Source organism: Kitasatospora sp. NPDC001539 (genome assembly GCF_040298565.1).
Lineage (GTDB): Bacteria > Actinomycetota > Actinomycetes > Streptomycetales > Streptomycetaceae > Kitasatospora.
In genome coordinates, this window is sequence record NZ_JBEPAK010000017.1 from 15,424 (window position 1) to 39,499 (window position 24,076).

General features: G+C 75.7%; 21 protein-coding genes. 11 read left to right on the top strand and 10 right to left on the bottom strand.

Annotated features, from left to right (window positions below; translation table 11 throughout):
* Positions 1-193: 193 nt before the first annotated feature.
* Positions 194-1,051, bottom strand: coding sequence for a universal stress protein (locus tag ABT247_RS05555; protein ID WP_350738365.1), 858 nt, complete (start codon positions 1,049-1,051; stop codon positions 194-196).
* Between the two features lie 446 nt (positions 1,052-1,497).
* On the opposite strand from ABT247_RS05555, the gene ABT247_RS05560 reads away from it, so the two are divergent.
* A complete protein-coding gene (locus ABT247_RS05560) occupies positions 1,498-3,201 on the top strand; it encodes a sensor histidine kinase (RefSeq protein WP_350738443.1) in 1,704 nt (567 codons plus the stop codon).
* Positions 3,202-3,322: 121 nt separating this feature from the next.
* Here the strand turns inward: ABT247_RS05560 and ABT247_RS05565 are convergent, their stop codons facing one another.
* The gene (locus tag ABT247_RS05565; protein WP_350738367.1) at positions 3,323-4,054 is read right to left on the bottom strand and encodes a class I SAM-dependent methyltransferase; all 732 of its coding nucleotides are present in this window, start codon (positions 4,052-4,054) and stop codon (positions 3,323-3,325) included.
* 307 nt (positions 4,055-4,361) lie between these two features.
* Here ABT247_RS05565 and ABT247_RS05570 point away from each other — a divergent pair, with 307 nt between their 5' ends.
* The 10 genes from ABT247_RS05570 (at position 4,362) to ABT247_RS05615 (ending at position 16,658) form a co-directional block, all read left to right on the top strand.
* Positions 4,362-5,921: an AMP-binding protein gene (locus ABT247_RS05570; protein WP_350738370.1), complete on the top strand. Its 1,560-nt coding sequence runs from the start codon at positions 4,362-4,364 to the stop codon at positions 5,919-5,921.
* Positions 5,911-6,153, top strand: a complete 243-nt coding sequence (locus ABT247_RS05575) for a phosphopantetheine-binding protein (RefSeq protein WP_350738373.1) — start codon at positions 5,911-5,913, stop codon at positions 6,151-6,153. Before ABT247_RS05570 ends, ABT247_RS05575 begins: the two co-directional genes overlap by 11 nt.
* Positions 6,150-7,508, top strand: coding sequence for a flavin monoamine oxidase family protein (locus ABT247_RS05580; RefSeq protein WP_350738377.1), 1,359 nt, complete (start codon positions 6,150-6,152; stop codon positions 7,506-7,508). The genes ABT247_RS05575 and ABT247_RS05580 overlap by 4 nt, the downstream gene beginning before the upstream one ends.
* A 143-nt stretch (positions 7,509-7,651) precedes the next feature.
* On the top strand, positions 7,652-9,364 hold the full coding sequence (locus ABT247_RS05585) for a class I adenylate-forming enzyme family protein (protein WP_350738379.1): 1,713 nt from the start codon (positions 7,652-7,654) through the stop codon (positions 9,362-9,364).
* Positions 9,365-9,370: 6 nt separating this feature from the next.
* Positions 9,371-10,798 carry a KamA family radical SAM protein gene (locus tag ABT247_RS05590; RefSeq protein WP_350738382.1) on the top strand — a complete coding sequence of 476 codons (1,428 nt, stop codon included), beginning with the start codon at positions 9,371-9,373 and terminating at the stop codon, positions 10,796-10,798.
* Positions 10,795-11,862 carry an ATP-grasp domain-containing protein gene (locus ABT247_RS05595; RefSeq protein ID WP_350738385.1) on the top strand — a complete coding sequence of 356 codons (1,068 nt, stop codon included), beginning with the start codon at positions 10,795-10,797 and terminating at the stop codon, positions 11,860-11,862. Before ABT247_RS05590 ends, ABT247_RS05595 begins: the two co-directional genes overlap by 4 nt.
* Positions 11,859-13,085, top strand: a complete 1,227-nt coding sequence (locus tag ABT247_RS05600; RefSeq protein ID WP_350738388.1) for an AMP-binding protein — start codon at positions 11,859-11,861, stop codon at positions 13,083-13,085. The genes ABT247_RS05595 and ABT247_RS05600 overlap by 4 nt, the downstream gene beginning before the upstream one ends.
* Positions 13,082-14,485 (top strand): MFS transporter, encoded by a 1,404-nt coding sequence (locus ABT247_RS05605; protein ID WP_350738391.1) that lies wholly within the window; start codon positions 13,082-13,084, stop codon positions 14,483-14,485. The genes ABT247_RS05600 and ABT247_RS05605 overlap by 4 nt, the downstream gene beginning before the upstream one ends.
* Entirely contained in the window at positions 14,482-15,381 is a 900-nt protein-coding gene (locus ABT247_RS05610) for an SDR family NAD(P)-dependent oxidoreductase (protein WP_350738394.1), read from the top strand. The genes ABT247_RS05605 and ABT247_RS05610 overlap by 4 nt, the downstream gene beginning before the upstream one ends.
* A 17-nt stretch (positions 15,382-15,398) precedes the next feature.
* Positions 15,399-16,658 (top strand): phenylacetate--CoA ligase family protein, encoded by a 1,260-nt coding sequence (locus ABT247_RS05615; RefSeq protein ID WP_350738397.1) that lies wholly within the window; start codon positions 15,399-15,401, stop codon positions 16,656-16,658.
* Positions 16,659-16,679: 21 nt separating this feature from the next.
* Here ABT247_RS05615 and paaI read toward each other — a convergent pair whose 3' ends face one another.
* From paaI to ABT247_RS05655, 8 genes are all read right to left on the bottom strand, one after another.
* Positions 16,680-17,090: a hydroxyphenylacetyl-CoA thioesterase PaaI gene (gene paaI / locus ABT247_RS05620; protein ID WP_350738399.1), complete on the bottom strand. Its 411-nt coding sequence runs from the start codon at positions 17,088-17,090 to the stop codon at positions 16,680-16,682.
* A 60-nt stretch (positions 17,091-17,150) separates the two neighbouring features.
* The gene (locus tag ABT247_RS05625) at positions 17,151-17,873 is read right to left on the bottom strand and encodes a response regulator (RefSeq protein ID WP_350738402.1); all 723 of its coding nucleotides are present in this window, start codon (positions 17,871-17,873) and stop codon (positions 17,151-17,153) included.
* Between the two features lie 190 nt (positions 17,874-18,063).
* Positions 18,064-18,936 carry a Vgb family protein gene (locus ABT247_RS05630; protein WP_350738405.1) on the bottom strand — a complete coding sequence of 291 codons (873 nt, stop codon included), beginning with the start codon at positions 18,934-18,936 and terminating at the stop codon, positions 18,064-18,066.
* Positions 18,937-18,972: 36 nt separating this feature from the next.
* The gene (locus ABT247_RS05635) at positions 18,973-20,070 is read right to left on the bottom strand and encodes an AI-2E family transporter (protein WP_502892387.1); all 1,098 of its coding nucleotides are present in this window, start codon (positions 20,068-20,070) and stop codon (positions 18,973-18,975) included.
* A gap of 139 nt (positions 20,071-20,209) precedes the next feature.
* Positions 20,210-21,340 (bottom strand): winged helix DNA-binding domain-containing protein, encoded by a 1,131-nt coding sequence (locus tag ABT247_RS05640; RefSeq protein WP_350738411.1) that lies wholly within the window; start codon positions 21,338-21,340, stop codon positions 20,210-20,212.
* Positions 21,337-22,116, bottom strand: a complete 780-nt coding sequence (locus ABT247_RS05645) for a glycerophosphodiester phosphodiesterase (protein WP_350738413.1) — start codon at positions 22,114-22,116, stop codon at positions 21,337-21,339. Before ABT247_RS05645 ends, ABT247_RS05640 begins: the two co-directional genes overlap by 4 nt.
* A 139-nt stretch (positions 22,117-22,255) precedes the next feature.
* Entirely contained in the window at positions 22,256-22,672 is a 417-nt protein-coding gene (locus ABT247_RS05650; RefSeq protein WP_350738416.1) for a TOBE domain-containing protein, read from the bottom strand.
* A gap of 126 nt (positions 22,673-22,798) precedes the next feature.
* Entirely contained in the window at positions 22,799-23,983 is a 1,185-nt protein-coding gene (locus ABT247_RS05655; protein WP_350738418.1) for an ROK family transcriptional regulator, read from the bottom strand.
* Between the last annotated feature and the right edge of the window lie 93 nt (positions 23,984-24,076).

A 24,076-nucleotide genomic window follows, 5' to 3' on the forward strand; every position in this document is an offset into this window, starting at 1 on the left:
GCAGGCCGCCGCAGTGCCGGCCTCCGGGGCGGCAGGGCACCCGGCCGTGCGCCGACAGGCGCCGGTCTGCCGGCGCCACTGCGTGCCGCCCCCGCGCTGTGCACCGTCCCTCGCCTTCTCGCCGTCCCTCGCCGCAGCGCGTCGGTCGTACGTCGGTCGTGCGTCAGGCGGTCGTGCATCAGGCGGTCGTGCGTCAGGCGTGCGGAACGACCGCGACCGGCGCCTCGGCGTGGTGCAGCACCGCGTGCGCGGTGCGGCCGAGCCGGGGGCCGAGCTCGACGGCACGCCCGCGCCGGCCGACCACGACCAGGGCGGCCCCGGCGGAGGTCTCGACCAGGCCCCGGGCGGCGCCCAGCCGGACGTCCTCGACCACCTCGACCTCGGGGTGCCGCTCGCGCTGCCCGGCCAGGGCGAGCGACAGCAGCTTCGCCTCCAGCGCCTCCAGCTGCGCGACCTCACCCGCCGGAACGGCACCGCCCGCGTAGCCGAACAGCGGCGGGAGGTCCCAGCCGTGCACCGCCCGCAGCCGGGCACCGCGCAACGCCGCCTCGCGGAAGGCGAAGGCCAGGACCTCTTCCTCGGCGCCGTGGGCGTCCACCCCGACCACCACCTCGCCGGAGCCCGGCCGCTCCGCGGCGGGCTCGCGCACCACCACGACGGGCGTCGCGCTGCGTCCGGCCACCGCCATGCTCACCGAGCCGAGCAGCAGCCCGCTGAAGCCGCCGAGGCCGCGCGAGCCGAGCACCAGCAGGTCGGCGTCCTCGGCCGCCGCCACCAGTCCGTCCACCGGGGCGTCCAGGACGGCGTCGGTGTCCACGGTCAGCCGCGGGTGGTGCGCGCGGACCTCCTCGGCGGCCGCCGCCAGGGTGCGCTGGGCGGCCTCCGGGAGGTCGTCCGGCTCGGCGAAGGAGGCCACGCCGTCGGTCAGCCACGGCCAGGCGTGCACCAGCCGCAACGACGCCCCGCGCCGCACGGCCTCCTCGGCGGCCCAACGGGCGGCGGCCGTGCTGGTGGGCGAGCCGTCGATCCCGGCCGCAACGGTTGACGTCATGAGCGTTCCTCCACTGTGTCGGCGCCGGGACGGTGCGCCCGGACGACCGTCCGTTCCTGCCCCCACCCTGTGGTCCGGACCCGCACTCCGCCAGAGGCCGCAAGCCCCCCGTCCGCGGGACGAAGGACCCGTCCGGTCCGCACCCTACGCGACCCCGGCCGCTGACCGGCCGACGCCGGGCACTAGCGTGTGAACGGGCGTCAGCGCTGGTCGGACGGCGCCGGATCCGGCCCGGCCGACACCGGCGGGCGGCCGGACGGCCTGGCGCCGGACGGTCGGGGGTGGCCGGGGTCCTCGGCGGGTCGGGGCGGGGTCGCGCGGTCGGAAGGTCCGACGGTCCGACGGTCCGGCACGGTCCGGCGGTCGGACGATCCGGCGACCGGACGGGAACGAGGAGGACAGCGGTGGGCGGAGCGGACGGTGGTGCGGTGGGCGGCGGGGCGCGGATGCCCCGACTGCGCCTGGACGAGCTGCTGGAGGAGCTCCAGTGGCGGATCGACGCGGCACGCGGGACGCAGGACCGGGTGCACCACCTGCTGGAGGCGGTGCTCGCGGTCGGCCGTGAGCTGGACCTCGCCCAGGCGCTGCACCGGATCGTGGCGGCCGCGGCCGACCTGGTGGACGCCCGCTACGGCGCGCTGGGGGTGATCGGGCCGGACGGGCACTCGCTGTCGCAGTTCCTGACGGTGGGCCTCTCCGAGGCGGAGATCGCCGAGATCGGCGCCCCGCCGTCCGGCCGGGGCATCCTCGGCGAGCTGATCCACCGTCCGCAGCCGCTGCGCTGCCCGGTGCTGTCCGACCACCCGGCCTCGGTCGGCTTCCCGGCGAACCACCCGCCGATGCACACCTTCCTGGGGGTGCCGGTGCGGGTGCGCGGCGAGGTGTTCGGCCACCTCTACCTGACCGACAAGCGCGGCGGGTTGGACTTCGACGAGGACGACGAGGCGGTGATCGCCACCCTGGCGGTCGCGGCCGGGGTGGCGATCGACAACGCCCGGCTGTACGAGGAGGCGCAGCTGCGCCAGCGCTGGCTGCGGGCGAGCACCGAGATCACCCGCAGCCTGCTGTCGGGCGCACCGCGGCTCGAGGTGGTCGAGCTGATCGCCCGGCGCGCCCGGGAGATCGCGGGCGCCGAGCTCGCGGACGTCTCGGTGGCGCTGGCCGGCCCGCAGGAGCGGGCCGAGGAGCTCACGGTGGAGGTCGCGCTCGGCGGCGCGCCGGACGCCCGGCTGGGGGTGACGGTACCGGTCGACGGCACCCTGTCCGGCGCCGCGTACGTCTCGGGTTCGCCGGTCACCAGTGACGAACTGGCCTGCGACGCCCGTTACCCGGCCGGTCCGGCGGGCCGCTTCGACGGGCTGGGCCCGGCCGTCGCGGTACCGCTGGGCACCGGCCCCGGGTACGGGCGCGGAGTGCTGCTGCTGGCCCGGGCGCAGGGGTGGCCCGCCTTCGGGCCGGAGGAGACCGGCCCGCTGCTGGGCTTCGCCGACCAGGCGGCGCTGGCCCTGGAGTTGGCCGAACGGCGGCGCGACGCCGAGCAGTTGACCCTGCTGGAGGAGCGCGACCGGATCGCCCGGGACCTGCACGACCTGGCCATCCAGCGGCTGTTCGCCACCGGGATGACCCTGCAGAGCGCGGGCCGGCTGATCGACAGCCCGGCCGCCGCGGACCGGGTGGCCCGGGCGGTCGCGGACCTGGACGAGACCATCAAGATCATCCGTTCGACGATCTTCGGCCTGCGCGCCCACGGCGAGCCGGACCGCGGCCTGCGCGCCCGCGCCACCCGGGTCGTCACCGAGGCGCAGGGGCCGCTCGGCTTCGCGCCCCGCCTGAGCATGGAGGGCCTGCTCGACACCGACGTGCCCCGCGAACTGGCCGAGCACGTGGTGGCCGTCCTCGCCGAGGCGCTGAGCAACGCCGCCCGGCACGCCCGCGCCACCCGGGTCGAGGTGTCCCTGCGGGCCCTGGCCGGGCAGGTGGTGCTCACGGTGACCGACGACGGGGTGGGCGTGCCGGAGGGCGGCCGGCGCAGCGGCCTGCGCAACCTCGCCGAGCGCGCCGAGCACGTCGGCGGCGCCTTCACCCTCGGCCCGGCGGACGGCGGGGGCGGCGGGACCCGGCTGGTCTGGGAGGCGCCGCTCGGGACCTGAGCGGCCGGGCTCCACCACCCCGGGGAACCGTCCGCGCGCCAGGCGACCCGCCGCGACCCGGGCAACCACCGGGGCCCGGGGCGGGCCCGCGCGGCCCGGCCCGGGGCATCTCGGAGCGCGCTCAGGCCCGGAACGCCAGCAGGCGGTAGTGCGGGTCCGGGCGCGGCCGGTCCTGGTCGGGCAGGGCCGCCAGCGCCCGTACGGTGGCGGCCGCGTCGCCGGGATCGGCGCACCACGGGATGCGGCCCCGTTCGACGGCCTGCCGCCACGCACGCGGACTGCGGCCCTGCCCGGCACCGCGGAAGGCCGTCGCTCCGGCGGGGCGCAGGCCGAGGTCGGCCGCCTGCCGCGCCAGCCGCTCGGCGGCGTCCGTCACCTGCGGCGCGTACCGCCGGCGCAGCGGCGCCGTGACGTCGGCGAGGTCGCTCGGCTCGGTGAAGCAGGCGTCGTCCTTGTCCACCGTGGTGATCAGCACTCCGCCGGGCCGCAGCACCCGGCGGGCCTCGGCCAGGACGGGTGCGGCCTCCGGCAGCAGGTGGAGCAGCCAGACCAGCAGTACGGCGTCCACGCCGCCGTCCCGGACCGGCAGTCGGGTGGCGTCGCCGCGGACCACCGCGCCCGGGAGGCGCTGCTCCGCGAGGCGCAGCATGGCGGGCGAGCGGTCGACGCCCAGGACGGCTCGGCCCGGCCTGCGCAGCCGCGCGGTCACGATGCCCGTCCCGCACGCGACGTCCACCACCGTCCCGGTCTCCGCCGGGAGCAGCCGCTCGACGGCCTCCGCGGCGGCTGCCGCTCGTGGTTCGCCCCCGCGCGAGGCGTCGTACTCCCGCGCCTCGGCGTCGTAGTCGAGCATCCGCCCTCCTGTTCCGACGGACAGTCAAGCGAACCCCCGGGCGGTCGGGCAAGCGTTCGGAGCGGATCCGTCGCGGAACGGATCGACGGGACCGCCGAAGTCGAGCCGACGGACCGTCAGAGCGTCACGCTCGCACCGTCCTTACCCGAACGACCGGACTCCCGGGCGCGGTTCACAGTTCCACCACGGACTCTTGGAAGAACAGCCTCAACATCCATTGTCGCCACGCATGTTCGAAGGTAGAGTCGCCGTTCGCCGAGCACGGATGGGCAGTTCTCAGCGCTCTCAGCGGCCATTTGGGGCGGGCATGTCAAACAATCGCGGTTCCCTTCAGGTCGCTCCCGACCTACTTGACGTGTTCAGTGATATCGCACGTCGAAATCCCCGTCGTCCGGCGATCGTCCACAACGGACACGCCCTGAGTTACCGCCGGCTCCAGGAGTCGGCGAACGCCCTGGCCACGCGCCTGGGCCCGGATCCCGGCACGGTCGCCGTACCGGCGGTCCACGCGCCGGAAACCGTGGTCGCACTCCTCGGCGTGCTGGCCGCGGGCGGCACCTACTGCCCCGTCGACCCGGTATTCCCGGCGGCCCGCCGACACGCCATGGCGGCGGCCGCACAGTGCCGAACCGCGTTGTCCGGAAGGTCCGGCGACGTACTCGGACTGAACGCCCGTTCAGTGGAGTTACCGGCACCGGCGGAATTCCCCGACGACCCTCCGGGAAGTCCCCCGCCGGACCCGGCCGGGGCGAGTCCGGAACGGCCGGCCCACATTCTCTTCACCTCGGGTTCGACCGGGCAGCCGAAACCCGTCGTGACACCCCGCGGGGCCGTCTCGGTCACCGCGCGCGCCCTGGGCGCGCTGTTCCACCTCACCCCCGAGGACCGGGTGCTCCAGTTCGCCTCGCTCAACTGGGACACCTGCTTCGAGGAGATCCTTCCGACGCTCACCACGGGCGCGACCCTCGTCCTGGACCGGGACGCGCACAGCGGCTCGTTCCCCCGCTTCCTGCGGCTGGTGGAGCGCGAGCGGATCACCGTGCTGGACCTGCCGACCGCCTTCTGGCACGAACTGGTCCACCACCTCGTCGAATCGGGGGACCGCCTCCCCTCCTGCCTGCGCCTGCTGGTGATCGGCGGGGAGGCGGCCGGCCCGGCCCGGCTGGCCGACTGGGCCCGGCTGCCGACCGGGGGCATCCGGCTGCTGAACACCTACGGCTGCACCGAGACCACCCAGATCACCCACGCCGTGGACCTCGCCGGCCCGCTCGCGCCCGGGCGGACCTGGGACGGCACCGCCCCCACGCCGATCGGGCACGCCCTGCCGCACGTCGTCGAACTCCTCGAGGCGGACGGCGAACTGCTGGTCGGCGGCCCGGCCCTCGCGCTCGGCTACCTCGGCCTGCCCGAGGCGACGGCGGCGCGCTTCGTCACCCGGGACGGCCGACGGTACTTCCGCACCGGGGACCGGATGAGCCGCGACCCGGACGGACTGCTCACCCACCGGGGCCGGCTGGACGGCGAGTTGAAGGTCCGCGGCATCCGGGTGGACCCGGCCGAGGTCGAGGCGCACCTCACCGGCCACCCCGGCGTCACCGCAGCCGCCGTCACCGGCACCACCGCGGCCGGGCGCACCACCCTGGTCGCCTACGTGGTGGCGCACCCCCGCACGCCCGCCGGGCAGTTGGACCGCGACCTGCTGGCCTACCTGCGGGCCCGGGTCCCCGGCCACCTCGTGCCCGGCCGGATCACCGTCGTGCCCAGGCTGGTGCACACCCCGAGCGGAAAGATCGACCGGGCCGGCTGCCACCTGCGCTACGCGGCGACCGCCCCCGACAGGTCGAAGGAGACCTCCCTTGAGCACTGACCTCACCACCCCCGCCACGGCACGGGCGCTGGTCGCCCTCTTCCGACGCGTCCTGGAACGCGAGGACGTCGCCGACGACGCCGACTTCTTCGACCTCGGTGGCGACTCCCTGCTCGCCACCCGGGTGCTGAGCGCCGTCGCCCGCACCCACGGCGTCGAGCTGACCTTCGACGACTTCCTGCTCGCGCCCACCCCGGTCGCCCTCGCACAGCGCATCGCGGCCGCCGCATGAGCGAGGACCAAAGACGCAGCGCGCTCGTGGTCGGCGCCGGCCTGGCCGGGCTCACCGCGGCGACCGGACTGACCGCCCGGGGATTCGACGTCACCGTCTTGGAGGCCCGCGACCGGGTCGGCGGACGCACCCGCGGCATCGAGGCCGCCCCCGGCACCTGGGTCGACGCCGGCGCCGCCTACCTCGGCGACCAGCACACCGAACTGGCCGCCCTGCTGGCCGAGTCGGGCCTCAAGACCACCCCCACCACGATGCTCGGCGCCAGCCGGTTCGCCCTCCGCACCGGCACGCCGGACGGCGGGGAGGACGAGGCCGCCACCCGGGACGGCCGGTTCCCCCCGCTCAACGCCGTCGCGCTCGGCGACCTGTTCGATCGACTCGCCGAACTCACCGCCGCCGTACGGCCGCAGTCCCCCTGGCTGACGCCGGACGCCGAACGGCTGGACGCCCTGACCGCCGCCGAATGGGCCGACCGGCACCTCAGCCACCCGGACGCCAGGCTCTTCTTCCCGCTCTTCCTCGGCGAGATGTGCGCCGCCGACCCCGCCGACATCTCCGTCCTGCACCTCGCCTTCTACCTGCGCTCCGGCGGCGGCCTGCGCTACCTCAACGCCTTCGCCGGCGGCGCCCAGCAGGACCGCGTCGACGGCGGCGCCCACCAGCTGTGCGAGCGGCTCGCCGAACGGCTGGGCGACCGGGTACGGCTCGGCGAGCAGGTCCGGGCCGTCCACCAGGACGACCGGGCGGTGACCGCCCGCACCGACCGGGGCGCGTACCGGGCGGACGTCGCGGTGGTGGCGCTGCCCCCGCTGCTCGCCGACGCGATCGCGTACCGGCCCGCCCTGCCGGCGCCCCGGGCCGGCGGGCGCAGTGCCCGCGGCTGCGCCGTCAAGGTCCACCTGGTCTACCCGGCGCCGCTCTGGCGCGACCACGGCCTCTCCGGCTGGTCCGTCAACGCCCGGGGCCCGCTGCTGTCCACCGTGGACGACTCCCCTGCGGCCGGGGTCGGCGTCCTGACCGGCTTCGTCACCGGCGCCGAGGCCCACCGCTTCGCCGCGCTCACCGCGCGGCAGCAGCGGGCCGAGGCGCTCGCCCAGGCCGCGCGGCTGTTCCCGATGCTCCCCGAGCCGTCCGGCTTCCACGTCACCGACTGGCTCAACGACCCGTTCAGCCAGGGCTGTTACGCCGCCCTGATGGGCCCGGGCGACTGGACGCGGCTCGGCCCGACGCTGACCGAGCCGCACCGGCGGGTGCACTGGGCCGGCACCGAGACCAGCACCGCGTACTTCGGTCTGATGGAGGGCGCGATCCGCTCCGGTCACCGGGTCGTCGCCGAGATCCTCGACCGCCCCTAGCCCGGGCCGCCCCCTTCCTCGGCCCCCGCCCAACTCTTCTCTCCCCCGCCCGACGCCGACAGGCGCGGGCACACCACCTCACCGCTCCCCAGGCGCCGGTTCCACGAGGACCCGCGCCCGGCACCCCACGTCCGGAGACCGCCATGAGCGACCAGAGTCCCATCGCCCCCCTCGCCGCCAGAGAGCGGCTGATGACCGAACCCGGCCTCGGGGCGGGCAACTTCCTCGACCACGCGGTCGCGGCGAACCCCCACCGGTCCGTCCCCTTCGTCCACACCCACCGCACCGACCACCGCGGCGAGGTCGTGCTGCGCGGCCACAGCCTGCTCGACCTGGTCGCCCTGCGCGACCGCTACGCCGCCTGGTACCACGCCAACGGGGTCCGCCCCGGCGAGCCGGTCGCCGTCGTGGTCGGCGAGGGCCTGGAACCGCTGCTGCACTTCCTCGCGCTGACCTCGCTCGGCGCCGTCCCCGCCCTGGTCAACGACGCGATGCGGCACGACGTGATGGTGCGCTACCTGGACCACGTCGGCGTGGTCGGCGTCGTCGCCGACGACACCACCCGGCTGGCCGCCGCCTACCGCCGGGACCCGCAGCGGCGCCCGCGCTTCCTCGCCCTCGCCGCGGAGGTCCGCGCCTTCGACGCCGACGCCGTCGAACTGCCCGCCGAGCACCCGTACCGGCATGCCCCCGACGACGTGGTGGCCCTGATCCACTCCTCCGGCACCACCGGCACCCCCAAGTCCACCATGCTGGCGCACCGCGGCTTCTGGGACGGCAAGCAGCCGCGGATGGTGCGCTTCCCCGCCGAGCCGTACGACCGGCTGATGTCGCTGATGCCGCACACCCACGCGGGCGGCCTCAGCTACTTCCTCACCGCCGTGCTGCTCGGGCTGCCGACGGTGGTGATGTCCGACTGGCGGCGCGCCGTGGTCGAACCGGTGATGGAGGCCTTCCAGCCGACCATGGTCGCCTCCTTCCCGCGGACCTTCGTCGAGCTGGCCACCGGCGAGCTGCCGGTGCGCGGCGCGGCCCGGGTGCACTCCTGGTTCAACACCGGTGACAGCGCCCACCACGGGCACATCCGCCGGCTGGTCACCCTCGGGGAGCGGCCCGCCGGGCTGATCCGGCCCTGGCTGCTGCCGCAGCAGAAGGCGGAGGAACCCGCGCTGCCCGGTTCGCAGTTCATCGACGGGCTGGGCTCCTCGGAGATGGGCATGGCACTGTTCGGGCAGGTCACCACCCCGGAGACCGGGCGCGACGACCGCTGCGTCGGCCGGCCGCTGGAGGTCGTCCGCCGGGCCGCCGTGCTGGACCACGACGGCACCGAAGTCCCGGACGGGACCGTCGGGTTGCTCGCCGTGGACACCCCGTCCCTCACCCCGGGCTACTGGAACGACCAGCGGCTGACGGCGAGCTTCGAGCTGGCCGGCTACTGGCTCACCGGAGACGTCGCCCGCCGCGACGCCGACGGCCGCTTCTACCACCTCGACCGCACGGTCGACGTCATCGACACCGCCGACGGCCCGGTCTACAGCCTGCCGATCGAGGAGGTGCTGCTCGCCGACTGCGCGGACCTCGTCCGGGACTGCTCGGTGGTCGGCGTTCCCGCAGGGCCGGGCCTCGGCCAACTGCCGATCGCCGTTGTCCAGTTGCAGCCCGGCGCGGCCGAGGGCGAGGACGGGCCCGAGCGGGTGCGGGCCGCGGCCAACGAGGCACTGGCCGCCGCCGGCCTGGCCGCCCTCGCCGCCGTCCGGATCGCCCGGACACCGGAGGACTTCCCCCTCGGACCGACCGGCAAGGTGCTCAAACGCGAGCTGCGCACCCGCCACGCCCGCCTCCTCACCGGCCAGTAGGACGCCGTGGCCCCCACCGCGATCCGCCAGCCGTACCAGTACGTGCGGACGGCGCTGGTCGAACCGGACTGGCGCCGACTGCCCGGCTGGCGGCAGGTCACCGAGGCGCAGTGGCGCGACGCCCAGTGGCAGCGCGCCCACTCCGTCCAGACCGCCCGCCAGCTGCGGGCGGTCGTCGGCCCCCTGCTCACCGACCGCTTCTACGACGAACTCGCCGCCGATCAGGCCCGGTTCGCCACCATGCCGGTGCTGCTGCCCCCGCAGGTGCTGAACACCATGGCGGCCGGCGCCCCGGCCGACCCCGAGGGCTTCACCGAGGCCTTCCTGGCGGACCCGGTGCGCCGCTACATGCTGCCGGTGCGCAGCGACCGCCACCCGCGCTGGCCCAGCCACCCGCTGGCCGAGCGGGACTCGCTGCACGAGGCGGACATGTGGGCGGTCGAGGGCCTGACCCACCGCTACCCCACCAAGGTGCTCGCCGAGCTGACCGCCACCTGCCCGCAGTACTGCGGGCAGTGCACCCGGATGGACCTGGTCGGCACCTCCACCCCGCAGGTGGCCAAGACCCGGCTGCTGCTGCGGCCCGCCGCCCGGCAGGAGCAGATGCTCGACTACCTCAAGCGCACCCCCTCGGTGCGCGACGTGGTGGTCTCCGGCGGCGACCTCGCCAACGTGCCCTGGCCGCGCCTGGAGTCCTTCCTGCTGCGGCTGCTGGACCTCGGCACGGTGCGCGACATCCGCCTGGCCAGCAAGGCCGTGGTGGGCCTGCCGCAACACTGGCTGCAGCCCGCGGTCCTGGAGGGCGTGGCGAGGGTCGCCGGCATCGCCGCCCGCCGCGCCGTCAACCTCGCGGTGCACACCCACGCCAACCACGTCCGGTCGGTCACCCCGCTGGTGGCCGAGGCGGCGCGGGCGCTGCTGGACGCGGGCGTGCGCGACGTCCGCAACCAGGGCGTGCTGATGCGCGGCATCAACGACACCCCGGCGGACCTGCTGGACCTCTGCTTCGCGCTGCAGGGCGAGGCGAACGTCCTGCCGTACTACTTCTACCTCTGCGACCTCGTCCCGGGCGCCGAGCACTGGCGCACCCCGCTGCACCGGGCGCAGCACCTCCAGGAGGCGATCATGGGCTACCTGCCCGGCTACGCCACGCCCCGCCTGGTCTGCGACGTCCCGCACGTCGGCAAGCGCTGGGTGCACCAGGCGGTGGAGTACGACCGCGAGCGCGGCATCTCGTACTGGACCAAGAACTACCTCACCAGCCTGGAGGCCGCCGAGGCCGCCGAGGCCGCGGACGCCGGGGAAGGCCGCGGCCCGCGGTCCGCACTCGCCCGGCGCCACCCCTACTACGACCCGGTGGACACCCTCCCCGAGGCCGGCCGCCGCTGGTGGGCCGGGGCGTCCGCCGCACCCGAACCGCGAGGAGCCCGATGAGCACCCCCGACCCGGCCGGCGGACTGCGCCGGCTGTGCTGGATCTTCCCCGACCGGGAGTCCTCCCGGATGGCCGAGATGTGGCACGGCTTCTTCTGGGACCTCTACGCCGAGAGCGCCGCCGACCTCGGCCTGCGCTGGAGCCGGCACGCCCCGGACGCGGTCACCGTGGACGCCACCGCTCCCGGCCGCCCCCGGGTGTACGTGGACGACGAGCCGGTGACCCCCGAGGACACCCTGTTCATCACGGCGCTCTACTCGCTGCCGTACCAGTCGATGGACGTCTTCAACCAGTACGCGCTCTACGCCGTCCTCGAGCAGGCGGGCTTCTACCTGCCGTTCCCGCCGCAGGTCTCGCTGATCGGCAACGACAAGCTGGCCACCCTGCTGTTCCTGGCCGGCTCCCCGGTGCCCACCATCCCGACCGTGCGGATCGGCACCGGCCGGGACGTCAGCAAGCACGTCTACGAGGTCGCACTCGGGGCGATGACCTACCCGGCCATCGTCAAACCGGCCGGCTGGTGCGGCGGCGGCGGGATCAACCTGGCCCGCGGCCCCGAGGACGTCCGGGGCCTGGCCAGCCTCGCCCAGGGCGGCGACACCACCCTGGTGATCCAGCCGTACCTGGGGGACGGCACCATCGACTACCGGGTGTACGTGGTCGACGGCCGGCCGTACGCGGTGATGAAGCGCACCCCCGAGCCCGGCTCCCCGGTCGCCAACGCCAGCCGCGGCGGCGCCATGGAGTTCCCCCCGGTGCCGCCCGAACTCGCCGCCGCCACCGCGTGGTTCGCCGAGCGGCTGCCGATCCCGTTCTTCTGCGTCGACTTCCTGTACGACGGCGAGCGGTACTGGTTCTCCGAACTGGAACCGGACGGCGTGATCGCCCCGGACCTCGCCGACCCGGACCGCACCCTCCAGCGGGACGTCACCCGCGCCCGCTTCGCCGCCTACCGGGACGGCCACGCCAAGTGGCTGGCCGACGGCGGCCGCCCGGTCACCCTCGACCTCGGCAACCGCACCCCCACCGCCTCCACCTCCGACCACCGGACGGACCCCCGATGACCGTCTTCTCGCTCTCCCCCGAGGCCGCCGCGCCCCGGCTGTCCGTGGCCCGGCGCACCCTGGAACGGCTGCGGACCGTCCCCGCCCTGGCCGCCCGCTACCCGGACCACCTCGGTGCCGAGTCCCTCGACCGCCTCGCCGAACTGCCCCCGCTGGCCAAGAACGACCTCAACACCGCGCTCGCCCACCTGGAACCGGCCGCCGAGCGGTCCGCCACCTGGCTGTTCCAGAGCGGCGGCAGCACCGGCGCCCCGAAGGTCGGCTACGCGCCCACCGGCTTCTACATGACGGGCGTGCACGCCCACTGGCAGCCGCTCGACCGCACCGACCTCTTCGTCAACGCCTGGGGCGCCGGCCGGATGTGGGGCGCGCACTTCCTCGCCGCGGCGCTCGCCGACCTGTCCGGCTGCCGGATCATCGCGCTCGGCTCGGTCGCGAAGGAGGAGTACGGGGACTGGCTGGGCTTCCTGGGCGCACGCCGGGCGACGGCCATCGGCGGCACCCCCAGCGTGCTGCGGCTCTGGTTCGCGCACGCCCGCGCCGCCGGGATCGAACTGCCCTCGCTGCGCAAGGTGTTGTGGCTCGGCGAGGCCTGGCAGGCCCAGCTGGAGGAGGACCTGGCCGTGGTGGCCCCGCAGGCACGGCGCTGGGGCATGTTCGGCAGCACCGAGACCTGGGTGGTGGGCACCAACACCCCGCACTGCCCGGCGGACGTCTTCCACCCGCTGCCCGACCAGCTGGTGCACGCCGACGCCGACGGCCTGCTGGACTTCACCACCCTCAACCCCGAGATGCTCAACCCGGTGCTGCGCTACCGCACGGGTGACGCCGGCGAGTTGGCCCGCTGCCGGTGCGGCCGGCCGGAGCCGGCGATGCGCGTCCTGGGCCGGCGCGACAGCGTCGTCCAGGTGCGCGGCCTCGGCCTGGACGTGGACGAGCTGATCGCCCGGGCGGAACGCGAGCCGGGCGTGGCCCGGGCGCAGGTGGTGCTCACCGAGCAGGGCGGCCGGGCCGCCACCGTGGAACTGCTGGTGCTGTCCACGGGCGCCGGCACGGCGCCGGACGTCGAGCGGCTGCGCAAGGAGCTGTTCACGGCCACCTTCACGCTCAGTACCGCCTTCCAGCACGACCCGGGGTCCTTCCGGGTGCGCCCGGTGGACGAACTGGTCAGCAACGGGCGCACCGGCAAGACCGCCGCCCTGGTCCGCCGGGAGGAGTCATGACGGCGGACTCCGCCCAGGCCGGTCCGACCGACGCCGAGCCGGCGAACGTGAAGCCGACACAGGCCGACCCGGTACCGACCGCTTCCACGAAGACCGCCCCGCTCGGCCGGAGCTTCTCGCTCTTCTGGACCGGACAGACCGTCAGCCTGGTCGGCGACAAGGTCACCGTGTTCGTCGTCCCGACCCTGATGATCTTCGTGCTGCACGCCTCCGCCCTCCAGGTCGGGGTGGTGGCGATGGCCCAGTACCTCGGCATCCCCCTGCTCGGGCCGATCGCCGGAGTGCTGGTCGACCGCTGGGACAAGCGCCGCACGATGCTCGCCTGCGACCTCGTCCGGCTGGTCGCCGTCGCGGCGATCCCGCTCGCGTACGCGCTGGACGCCCTCTCCACCCCGCTGCTGTTCGGCTGCGTGGCCGTGATCAGCGGGGCGACGATCTTCTTCAACGTCGGCTACCTGGTCGCCGTCCCCGCCGTGGTGCCGCAGGACGGCCTGGTCCGGGCCTACTCCCGGCTGGAGGGCAGCGGTTCGGTCTCCGAGGTGGCCGGGCCCTCCATCGCCGCCGCGCTCTACAGCGCGCTCGGCGTGGCCGCGCTGCTGGTCGACGCGGCCAGCTACCTGGTCTCGGCGGTCTGCTTCCGCTCGATGCGGCCCTGGGGCGAGCGGACGGCCGAGGAGGGCTCGATCCGGGAGCGGCTGACCCGGGGATTCCGGCTCAACTGGGCCGACCCGGTGCTGCGCCGGGTGGTGCTGGCGGCCGTCACCCTCAACTGCGGCGGGCCGGTCTTCGTCACCGTCCTGCCCGTCCTCGCCTACCGCGGCCTGGGGGTGCGGGTCGGCGTCTTCGGCGCGGCCATGTCGGTCGCGGCGCTCGGCGCGCTGGCCGGGGCCGTGGTCGCTCCCCGGCTCGCCGAGCGGTTCGGCCCGGGCCGCACGATGGCCTGGTCGCTGCTGCTGCACTGCCTGGTCGGCCTCGGCGTGCTCGCCGCGCCCGCGCTGCCCGCCGGGCCGGTCATCGCCGTGACCATGGGCTGCTACGGCTTCTTCATGTCCTGCATCAACGTGTGCAGCGCCCCCACCCGGCAGTCCCGGATGTCCGCGCACAACCAGGGCGTGATGCACGCCGCCTTCCGCACCGTCACCTGGGGGGTGATCCCGCTGGCCGCGCTGGTCGGCGGCCTGGCCGTCTCGCTGCTCACCGGGCCGCTCGGCGTCCTGGACGCGGCCCGGGCGGTGATGGCCGGGGGCACCCTGCTGGCCGCCTGCTCCTTCCTCCCCGCGCTCGGCATCCAGCCGCTGCTGGACGCCGCCGCCCGCGCCGAGGCCGACGCCGGGCACCGGGGCACCGCCCCCGGGCCCGACGGCACCGCCCCCGGAGCGCTCCCGGAGGGCGCCGCGTGACCGGCCCCGGCCGGGACCGGCCCACCGACCCCGCCGGAAGGGTCCTGCTGATCACCGGCACCTCCTCCGGCATCGGCCTGGCCACCGCCGTCGCCGCGGCCCGGGCCGGGTACACCACCGTCGCCACGATGCGCGACCCCGCCCGGGCCGGGGCGCTGCGCAGCGCCGCCGGGGCGGCCGGGGTCGCCCTGGACGTCCGCCGACTGGACGTCACGGACGCCGGCTCGGTCGCCGACTGCCTGGACGCCGTGCGGCGGACGTACGGGCGGCTCGACGCCGTCGTCAACAACGCGGGCGTCTCCAACTCCGACCCCACGCTGGAGATGTCGACCGACGCGGCGCTGCGCGCCAACCTGGACGTCAACTTCTTCGGCGTCGTCACGGTCAGCCGCGCCGCGATGCCGCTGCTGCGCGCCGCCGGCGGCCGGCTGGTCACCATCGGCAGCGTGCACGGCGTGATCGGCCAGCCGTTCAACGAGGCGTACTGCGCGGCGAAGTTCGCCGTCGAGGGGTTCATGGAGGCCTTCGCCCCGGTCGCGGCGGCGCACGGCGTCCGGGTCTCGGTGGTGGTGCCGGGCTTCGTCCCCGACACCGCGTTCGGCGTCTTCCCGGACATCGACCGGACCACCATCGAGGCCGCCTCCGGCCCGTACGCGCCCACCTTCGCCGGCTACCTGGACTGGGTGGGCGGCCAGGGCTGGGAGTCGGCCGGCCAGCCGGCCCGGGAGGTCGCCGAGGTCGTGCTCCGGACCCTGCGCGAGCCGCGGCCGCCGTTCCGGGTGCCCGCCGGCGCGTGGGCGGCCGACTACCTGGCCGTCAAGCTCGCCGACCCCGACGGTTCCACCGTCCAGACCCTCGCCCGGACCTGGCTCGGGCAGCCCCCACCCACACCCTGACCCATCACGGAGTCCCCATGCCCGCCAAGCCCCTGGCCGAGCTGATCCGCTTCGCCCGCGCCAACTCGCCGTTCTACGCCGAGCTCTACCGCGACCTGCCGTCCACCGTCGACCGGCTGGAGCCGCTCCCCGTGGTCGACCAGACCGCGTTCTGGGCCGCCAACACCTGGCCCGGCAACCGGGTGCTGACCGGCCCGCTCACCGACGCCGGCGTCTACAAGACCGGCGGCACCACCGGCGTCCCCAAGTTCTCGCCGTGGACCCGCACCGAGCACGCCGACTCGGTCACCGCCTTCGGCGCCGGGCTCGTCCGGGCCGGCCTGCGGCCCGGCCACCGGGTGGCCAACCTCTTCACGGCCGGCGAACTCTACGGCGGCTTCCTCTACATCGAGAACGCCCTGCACCACGCACCGGTGGACAACGTCCGGCTCGGTGTCGGCGGTGCCGCCCCGGACGACTACATCGCCGACCTGATCGCCGGGTTCGGCGTGCACGTGCTCGCCGGCGAGCCGATGAAGCTCAGCGCCGTGGCCGAGTGCCTGGTCGCCCGCGGGGAGCGCGCCGACGGGGTGGAACTGCTGCTGTTCGGCGGCGACCTGCTCTTCGCCGACCTGCGCCCGCTGCTCTCCCGGGCCTTCCCGGAGGCCGCCGTCGCCTCGGTCGGCTACGCCTCCAACGACGCCGGACTGGTGGGCGCGCCCGTCCCCGGTGGCGACGTCCGGATCCACGAGGCCTTCGCCGACCGCACGGTGGTGGAGCTGCTCGACGAGGCGACCGGCGAGCCGGTCACCGCCCCCGGCACGCCCGGCCGCGTGGTGGTGACCAACCTGTTCCGCACCCTGATGCCGATCCTGCGCTACCCGACCGGCGACCGCGCCGAGTGGGTGGACGGCGAGTGCCGCCGCTTCCGCCTGCTCGGCCGCTCCACCGAGGGCGCGCGGGTCGGCACCGTCGCCCTGCCCACCGAGGAGGTGCGGGCCGTGCTGGTCGCCGCCGACCCGGACCGGCACATCGCCGGGATGCAGCTGGTGCAGCGGCGCTGGGACGGCCGGGACGGCCTGATCCTGCGGCTCGGCTACGTCGAGCGGCGGCCGCCCGCCGACCTCGCCGGCCGGCTCGTCGACGCGGTGTACGCGGCCCTGCCGCTCTACCCGTCCGAGGTCGCCCTCGGCAGTGTCCACGACCTCGCGGTGGAGTGGGTCCCGCGCTCCGAGCTGGTCACCAACCCGCGCACCGGCAAGCTCCAGCAGGTCCTGGACGAGCGCCCGCGGGAATGACCCGGCCGCGCGGCCGACCGCTCAACCGGCCTGCGGCCGGCCCCCGATGACCACGCTGTGCCCGCGGAACTCGGCGATCACCCGGCCGTCCGTCCGGCGCACCGTCACGTCGTAGATCCCGCTGCGCCCGGCCCGGGACCGCTCCACCGCCTCGGCGACCAGCTCGTCCCCGACGGCCGCCGGCGCCAGGAAGGCCACCTGCGCCGCCTGGGCGACGGTCACCGGGCCGTGGCTGTTGCAGGCGTACGAGAACGCGGCGTCGGCCAGCAGGAAGAGGAAGCCGCCGTGTGCCGTGCCGTGGCCGTTGACCATCGTCGGGGACACCGTCATCCGCATCACCGCGCGCCCGGTGGACACCTCCTCCAGGGCGATGCCCAGCGTCCGGCTGGTCTCGTCGCGCTCGTACAGCGCGGCGATCACGGGGTCGAACATGGCGGCGCGGTCCCTCCGTCGGCGGTGTCCGGGCCAGCGTAGGGGACGGGCCGCCTCCGGTCACCGGCCGGGCGGCGCGGACCGCATCGGGGGCCGCGGGGCTGCGGGGGCCTGCCGCCGTTCGGTGGCGATCAGTGCCGCCTGCACCCTGCGCTCCACGCCCAGCTTGGCGAGCAGCCGGGAGACGTGGTTCTTCACCGTCTTCTCGGCGAGGTAGAGCCGCGCACCGATCTGGCGGTTGGTCAGTCCCTCCCCGATCAGCGCGAGGACGTCCTCCTCACGCGCCGTCAGCCCGGGCCCGGCGGTGACCGCCGGGGCGGCTTCGGCGTCGCTGCGCAGGCGGTTGAGCAACCGGGTCGCCGCACCGGGGTCGAGCATCGAGCGGCCGGAGGCGACGGTGCGGACGGCGGCGACCAGGTCGGTGCCGCTGATCTGCTTCAGCACGTACCCGGCGGCGCCCGCCATCACGGCGTCCAGCAGCGCCTCCTCGTCGTCGAAGGAGGTCAGCATCAGACAGGCCAGGCCGGGCATCCGCGACCGCAGCTCGCGGCAGACCGACACCCCGTCCCCGTCGCCCAGGCGGACGTCCAGCACGGCGACGTCGGGCCGCAGCGCCGGCACCCGCACCAGCGCCTGCTCGGCCGTCGCCGCCTCGCCGACCACCTCCAGGTCCGGTTCGCCGTCGAGCAGGTCGTGCACCCCGCGGCGCACCACCTCGTGGTCGTCCAGCAGGAACACCCGGACCGGTGCCGGGTCCCCGGTACCCGCCGCCTTGGTCGCCATCACTCGGCTCCACCTTCGTCACCCCCGCCCGCTCCCGGCGGGGCCCAGGGCATCATCCCCCGCCCGTCGGAGGGTGCCCAGGGCCGAACGACCCCATCCGCGGCCGGGCCGCACCGGGACGTCCCGCCCGGGTCCGCCGGCCGTCCCCCCGGCCGGGCCGACCCGGCTTCCCGTGCGGCGGCCCCGGTGCTCAGACCGCCAGGCGGGCGATCTGGCCGCGTTCGAGAGCGGCGTACACCGCGCCGTCCGGGCCGACGGCGATGCCGTGCGGTTCGGCGCCCGGGCCCGGGATCGGGTACCCGTCCAGCCGGCCGTCCGGGGTGAGCACCCCGATCCGGCCCGCGCCCCATTCGGTGAACCACAGCCGCCCGGCCCGGTCGGCGGCGATCGCGTGCGGTTTGGAAGCGGGGTCGGCCAGCGGGTACTCCGTCACCCCTCCGTCCACGGTGATCCGACCGACCAGGCCGCCGCCGATGCCCACGTACCAGAGCGCGCCGTCCGCGCCGGCCGTGATCCCGACCGGCGCGGTGCCCTCGGTGGGCAGCCGGTGGACGGTCACCGCGCCGTCGACGCCCACCCGGGCGACGGCGTTCGCCTGGTTGAGCGTGCACCACAGCGCGCCGTCCGCCCCTGCGGTGATCAGCGACGGGAACGCCCCGGCCACCGGCAGCGGGTAGTCGGTCACCTCGCCGTCCACGGTGATCCGCCCGATCCGGTGGACGTTCAGCTCGGTGAACCAGAGCGCCCCGTCAGGCCCGGCGGCGATCCCGTACGGTCCGGCGTCCTCGGTCGCCACCCCGTAGGAGGCCACCTCGCCGTCCACGGTGATCCGCCCGATCCGGTGGTCCCGCATCCGGGTGAACCACAGCGCCCCGTCCGGCCCCACGGTCAGCACCGACGGCCCGCATCCCGGCGCTCCGAGCCCGAACCGCCGGACCTCTCCGTCCCCGGACAGCCGCCCGATCTCCCCGGCGTGCACCAGCGTGAACCACACGCCGCCGTCGGGCCCCACGGCCACTCCGTACGGCCCGGCTCCGGGCTCCGCCACGTCGAACAGTTCCATCCTCGCCCCCTGAGCACTATCGCGACCTCTGTCGCGTTAGCGATCCTGCCAGGTTCCGGGCCGGCCGGCAACCCCGTGGGCACCACCCCGGTCCGCCGACCCGCCCGCCTCATCGGGCTGCGCCAGGCCCCGCAGGACCGAGACGACGCCCATGCCCGCCGCGCAGACCGGCACGGCGAGCAGGGCGCCGATGATGCCCGCGATGCCGGACCCGGCCACCACGGCGACCATGATCGTCGCGGGGTGCAGCTCGACCGTGCGGCTCTGGATGACCGGCTGCAGGACGTTGCCCTCGATCAGCTGCACCGCCAGCACCACGCCGAGCGCCCACAGCGCCGTGCCGAGGCCGCCGTCGGCGAGGGCGACCAGGACGGCCACCGTGCCGGACAGGAAGGCCCCGACGAACGGGATGTAGGCCCCCAGGAACACCAGCGCGCCCAGCCCCGGGGCGCCGGGCACGCCGAGGGCGGCCAGGCCGACGGTGATGGCGCCGGCGTCGATCAGGGCGATCAGGGTGGTGCCGCGCATGAAGCCGGCCATCGCCTCGAAGGCGCGCTCGGCGCAGGCGACCACCGTCTCGGCGCCGCGCCCGGGCAGGTGGGAGCGGATGACGTCGCCGGTGCGGTGGCCGTCGCGGAGGAAGAAGAAGACCAGGGCCAGCGCCAGCACCCCGCCGGTGATCAGCTGGGTGAGCAGGCCCAGGCCGGAGAGCACGCTGCCGGTGAGGGTGGAGACCAGCGCATTCGTCTCGCCCTTGGCATTGCCCAGCGCATGCTGGACCTTCTCCCCGAACGGCCCCAGCCAGTCGGCCAACCGCCGGCCCGCCGCCGGAAGCGCGACGGCGATCTGCGGGGCGCTGTGCACCAGGGAGTTGACCAGCAGCACGATCACCCCGGCCACCGCCACGACCAGCACCACGCAGGTCAGTCCGGCCGCCAGGCCGCGACTGACACCCCGTCGGACCAGCCAGGGCACCACCGGGTGGAGCAGCGAGGTCCCGAGCAGCGCCAGGATCAGCGGCACGGTCGCGGCGCGCAGCTCGACCAGCGCGAACACCGCGAGCGAGCCGACCGTGATCAGCAGGATCACCGCCGCCGACCAGGCCGCCGCCCGCCGCACCGCCGGTGGCAGCATCAGGTACGGCCGACGGTGGTCGGGTTGCGCACCGGACGGGCGCTCCGCGGACACTGCCACCTCCGCCGGGGGTCGTCGTCGAGTCCGAACCGACCCATCTCAGCAGAGAACGTGACGAACCGCCCGTCGTGCGGAGCGGCTACTCCACCGCCTCGAACCGCACCACCGCGTCCCCGCCCTCTGCGGCCCCGACCGCAGTGCCGTTCGCCGCCCCGCTCTCCGCCGCGAAGGCCAGCACCCGCCGCGCCTCCGCCTCGGCCGCCTCCCGGTCGGCCCGCGCCAGCCGTACGAAGGGCCGCAGCACGACCTCCCGCTCCCCCGTCAGCCGCCAGGTCCCCGCGACCGTTCCGTCCACCAGCAGGGTGCCGAGCACGAGGCCGTTCTGGCTCATCACCCGCCCCCGGTACTCCTCCGGCAGCACCCGGCTGCGGTCGGCGTGCGAGAGCAGCAGGTTGTCGAAGGGCGCGACGAGCCGCACCGGGGCCGGCGCGTCCGGGTCCGGCCGGGGCGCGTCCGGCAGGTCGTACAGCAGCCGGCCCTGCTCGTCCCGGAAGGTCAGCAGCCCGGGCGCGAGCCGCCGCAGCGCCGGGGCGAGGCCGGCCAGGCCGCTCCACTTCCTCAGGTCCGCGGCACCGGCCGGGCCGAAGGCCGCCAGGTAGCGCAGCACCAGGTCGTCCGGCGAGGGCGCCGGGTCCATCGGGCGGCCGAGCCAGGCCTCGGCGGTGGTGTGGGCGGCCGGTCCGCTGCGCCCCCACAGGCCGCGCGGCGGCACCTGGACCAGCGGCAGCAGGCACCGCGCCGCCTGGGCCAGCGCGGCCGGGTCGCGGTCCGGGCGGCTCTCGGCCAGTAGCGCGCCCAACTGCTGGAAGGTGCGCGGCCGTGCCTCGACCAGGTCCCTGGCCTCGGCGGCCAGCGCGTCGAGGTCCAGCCCGGCCAGCCGTTTGCCGAAGGTGGTGCGCAGCCCCTGGTCCAGGACGGGCTGGAGCAGCGGCCGCAGGGTGCGGCAGTCCTCGGCGGTGACCAGGTGGATGGTGCCGCGCTGGAGGGCGATCCGGACCACCGCCCGCTGCTCGATCAGGGCGCTCAGGTCCGCCGCCGAGAAGCCGTCCAACCGGGAGAGCAGCCCGAGGTAGGGCGGCTGCGGCACGGCCTGGGCCTGGAGCCCGCCGAGGTGGTGGATGACCTCCAGGGGCTCCGCGGCGGTGCGGGCGAGCAGGTGCTGCCGGGCGAGCAGGGCCCGGCCGAGCGCCCGGGTGCCGAGGACCGTCACCGGCGGCCGTCCAGCACCGTGCGCAGCAGGGAGACCCGGTTGGTGGTGATGGAGTCGACCCCGGTGTCGCGCAGTCGGCGCATGGTGCGCCGCAGGTCGGCCGTCCACGTGGAGACGGCGAGCCCGGCGTCCGCCGCGGCGCCCACGAAGTCGGGGGTGACGAGCCCGAACGGCGGGTTGAGGAAGGCCGGGCGCAGGTCGGCGAGCAGCGCGGGCGAGGGCAGCCGGGGTTGCTTCCAGGTGAGCGCGATCGAGGCGCCCGGGGAGAGTTCGCGTACGGCGAGCATGGCGGTGACGTGGCCGCAGAAGGCGACCAGGCCCTCCGCGCCGAGGCCGGTGACGACCGACCAGGTGGCGGCGGCCGGGCCCGGGTCGTCCAGGTCGATCAGCAGCCGGGGGCCGTTCGCGGCGGCGATGCTCTTGATCGCCTCGGCGAGGGTGGGGATCGCCACCTCGCCCTGGCGGAGCCCGTCCAACTGCTCGACGGTGAGCCGGTCGACGGAGCGCCGGTCGCCCCAGAGCCGCTCCAGAGTGCGGTCGTGCAGCAGCACGGGCACCTGGTCGCGGCTGAGCTGGACGTCCACCTCGACGGCGTCGGCCCCGGCGGCGAGCGCGGACTCGATCGAGGGGATGGTGTTCTCGCGGTACCGGTACGGGTCGCCGCGGTGGGCGACGGCGAGCACCGGGCGGCGGCCGACGGGCTCGGCGGCGGACGCGGCGTGCGCGGCGGCGTGCGGGGCGGGCACCGGGGCGGCGGGGGTACGGGCGGGGCTCATCGCATCAGTCCAGGAGGCCGGGGCAGTCGGTGGCGGGGTTCTCGGGCGGCGGAGAGCGGCTGGGCGGGCAGCGGGCCGGCGGGCAGCGGCTGTGCGGGCGGGCGGAGGGTCGGACAGGCAGGGGTCGGACCAGGAAAGGCTAGCGCCGTTCGATCATCACATTGGTCGACTTGATGACCGCAGTGGCCGGAGCGCCGGGGACCAGGTTCAGCTCCTCCGCCGACTCGCGGCTGATCAGGGACACCACCCGGAACGGCCCGGCCTGCACCTCCACCTGGGCGGCCACGTCGCCGAGCACCACGTCGGTGATGATCCCGGGGAACCGGTTGCGGGCCGAGGACGGCCGCCCCTCGGCCTCGGCGACCTCCGGCCGGGCCAGCTCGCGGGCGAAGGCGGCCAGCTCGGCGCCGGCGATGATCCGGTGCCCGTGCTCGTCCCGCACCGCGGCGACCTTCCCCGCGTCCACCCAGCGCCGCATGGTGTCCGCGCTGACGCCGAGCAGCGCCGCCGCCTCGCCGATGCGGTACGGGTTGACCGGTGACCCGGGCTGGCCCATGTGCGACTCCTGACGACGGTTCGGAATGCGAAGGGGTGCAAGGGGTGCGCGGAACGCGCGCGCGGATGCGGGGTCGCGCGCCCCGCCGCCATCCTGCCGTACCGGGGGCGGCGATCGGAAACGCCCCTACGGTTCGCCGAACAGGTCCCGCCGCACGGCGTCGCCCGCGGTGAGGACGGCTCCGGCGAGCACCGCGCCGCCACCCGCCGTGCCGGCCCGCACCTCGGTGTGCAGCGGGGAGAGGTCGGCGAGGCGCCGCTCGACCCGCCCGGCGAGGCCGGCGCCACCGGCCCGGCCGATCTCACCGCCGAGCACCACGCAGCCGGGATCGAGCACCACGCAGACCGCGGCCGCGCCGAGCGCGATCCGCTCGGCCAGCTCGTCCAGGAACGCCTCGCCCCGCGCCCCGGCGGCCGGAGCGGCGCGCACCACGGCCTCCGCCGCGGCGGCGTCCCCGGCCGCGTCGGCGGGCAGCCCGTGCGTCCGGGCGAGGGCGCAGATCGCCGCGCTGCCGACCAGGCTGTGGAAGCCGCCCTCGCTGCTGTCGGCGCTGGGCAGGCCGACGGTGCCGGGGACGGGCAGGAAGCAGATCTCGCCGGTGCCTCCGGAGAAGCCGCGGCGCAGCCGTCCGTCCAGGATGACGGCGGCGCCGACGCTGTGGCCGAGCCACATCAGGACGAAGGTGTCGCGGTCGCGGGCGGCGCCGACCCGGTACTCGGCCCGTCCGGCCAGGTTGACCTCGTTCTCCAGGATCACCTCGGTGTCGGGCAGGTCCCGCAGGGCGGCGAGGAGCTCCGCGTGCCAGCGGGGCAGCTTGCCGGTGCTGCGCAGGCGTCCGGTGGCCGGGTCGACCAGGCCGGGGGCGCCGACCGCGACGGTGTGCAGCCGCGTGACGCCGACGCCGCGGGCGGTCTCCCGCAGGGTGGCGACGACGGCTTCGGCGGTGTCGGGTGCGCCGCCGCCCTCGACCGGGACCTCGGCGGTGGCGAGGGTGCGCCCGGCGAGGTCGGCGACGACCAGGGTGACGCCGCCGGAGCGGACGTCGAAGGCGGCGATGTGGGCGCGGGAGGCGACCAGCGCGTACACCCTGGCGTTGGGGCCGCGCCGCTGCTCGCCGCGTTCACCGACGACGGCGACCAGGCCGGTGCGCTGGAGGCGGTCGAGCAGGTCGGCGACGGTCGGCCGGGACAGCCCGGTGAGGTGGCGGAGCTCGGTCGCGGTCAGGGGGCCCTGTTCGAGCAGGAGATTGAGCGCCAGCCGGTCGTTGATCGCCCGGGCGGTGCTCGGCGTGGCCGTACGCGCGGTGGTCATGGCCGCTCATCCTTCCAGAGTGTTTCTATCAGGGTCCCTTCCTGATAGTTTATCGACCCGTCGCCCGGACGGCCGCACCCCGCGTGCGGAGCG

What these genes read in the sequence shown, in the direction of transcription:
- ABT247_RS05555 (WP_350738365.1), bottom strand. Translation starts at nt 1,051, where the DNA reads ATGACGTCAACCGTTGCGGCCGGGATCGACGGCTCGCCCACCAGCACG.
- ABT247_RS05560 (WP_350738443.1), top strand. Translation starts at nt 1,498, where the DNA reads ATGCCCCGACTGCGCCTGGACGAGCTGCTGGAGGAGCTCCAGTGGCGG.
- ABT247_RS05565 (WP_350738367.1), bottom strand. Translation starts at nt 4,054, where the DNA reads ATGCTCGACTACGACGCCGAGGCGCGGGAGTACGACGCCTCGCGCGGG.
- ABT247_RS05570 (WP_350738370.1), top strand. Translation starts at nt 4,362, where the DNA reads ATGTCAAACAATCGCGGTTCCCTTCAGGTCGCTCCCGACCTACTTGAC.
- ABT247_RS05580 (WP_350738377.1), top strand. Translation starts at nt 6,150, where the DNA reads ATGAGCGAGGACCAAAGACGCAGCGCGCTCGTGGTCGGCGCCGGCCTG.
- ABT247_RS05585 (WP_350738379.1), top strand. Translation starts at nt 7,652, where the DNA reads ATGAGCGACCAGAGTCCCATCGCCCCCCTCGCCGCCAGAGAGCGGCTG.
- ABT247_RS05595 (WP_350738385.1), top strand. Translation starts at nt 10,795, where the DNA reads ATGAGCACCCCCGACCCGGCCGGCGGACTGCGCCGGCTGTGCTGGATC.
- ABT247_RS05600 (WP_350738388.1), top strand. Translation starts at nt 11,859, where the DNA reads ATGACCGTCTTCTCGCTCTCCCCCGAGGCCGCCGCGCCCCGGCTGTCC.
- ABT247_RS05605 (WP_350738391.1), top strand. Translation starts at nt 13,082, where the DNA reads ATGACGGCGGACTCCGCCCAGGCCGGTCCGACCGACGCCGAGCCGGCG.
- ABT247_RS05615 (WP_350738397.1), top strand. Translation starts at nt 15,399, where the DNA reads ATGCCCGCCAAGCCCCTGGCCGAGCTGATCCGCTTCGCCCGCGCCAAC.
- paaI (WP_350738399.1), bottom strand. Translation starts at nt 17,090, where the DNA reads ATGTTCGACCCCGTGATCGCCGCGCTGTACGAGCGCGACGAGACCAGC.
- ABT247_RS05625 (WP_350738402.1), bottom strand. Translation starts at nt 17,873, where the DNA reads ATGGCGACCAAGGCGGCGGGTACCGGGGACCCGGCACCGGTCCGGGTG.
- ABT247_RS05630 (WP_350738405.1), bottom strand. Translation starts at nt 18,936, where the DNA reads ATGGAACTGTTCGACGTGGCGGAGCCCGGAGCCGGGCCGTACGGAGTG.
- ABT247_RS05635 (WP_502892387.1), bottom strand. Translation starts at nt 20,070, where the DNA reads ATGCTGCCACCGGCGGTGCGGCGGGCGGCGGCCTGGTCGGCGGCGGTG.
- ABT247_RS05645 (WP_350738413.1), bottom strand. Translation starts at nt 22,116, where the DNA reads ATGAGCCCCGCCCGTACCCCCGCCGCCCCGGTGCCCGCCCCGCACGCC.
- ABT247_RS05650 (WP_350738416.1), bottom strand. Translation starts at nt 22,672, where the DNA reads ATGGGCCAGCCCGGGTCACCGGTCAACCCGTACCGCATCGGCGAGGCG.
- ABT247_RS05655 (WP_350738418.1), bottom strand. Translation starts at nt 23,983, where the DNA reads ATGACCACCGCGCGTACGGCCACGCCGAGCACCGCCCGGGCGATCAAC.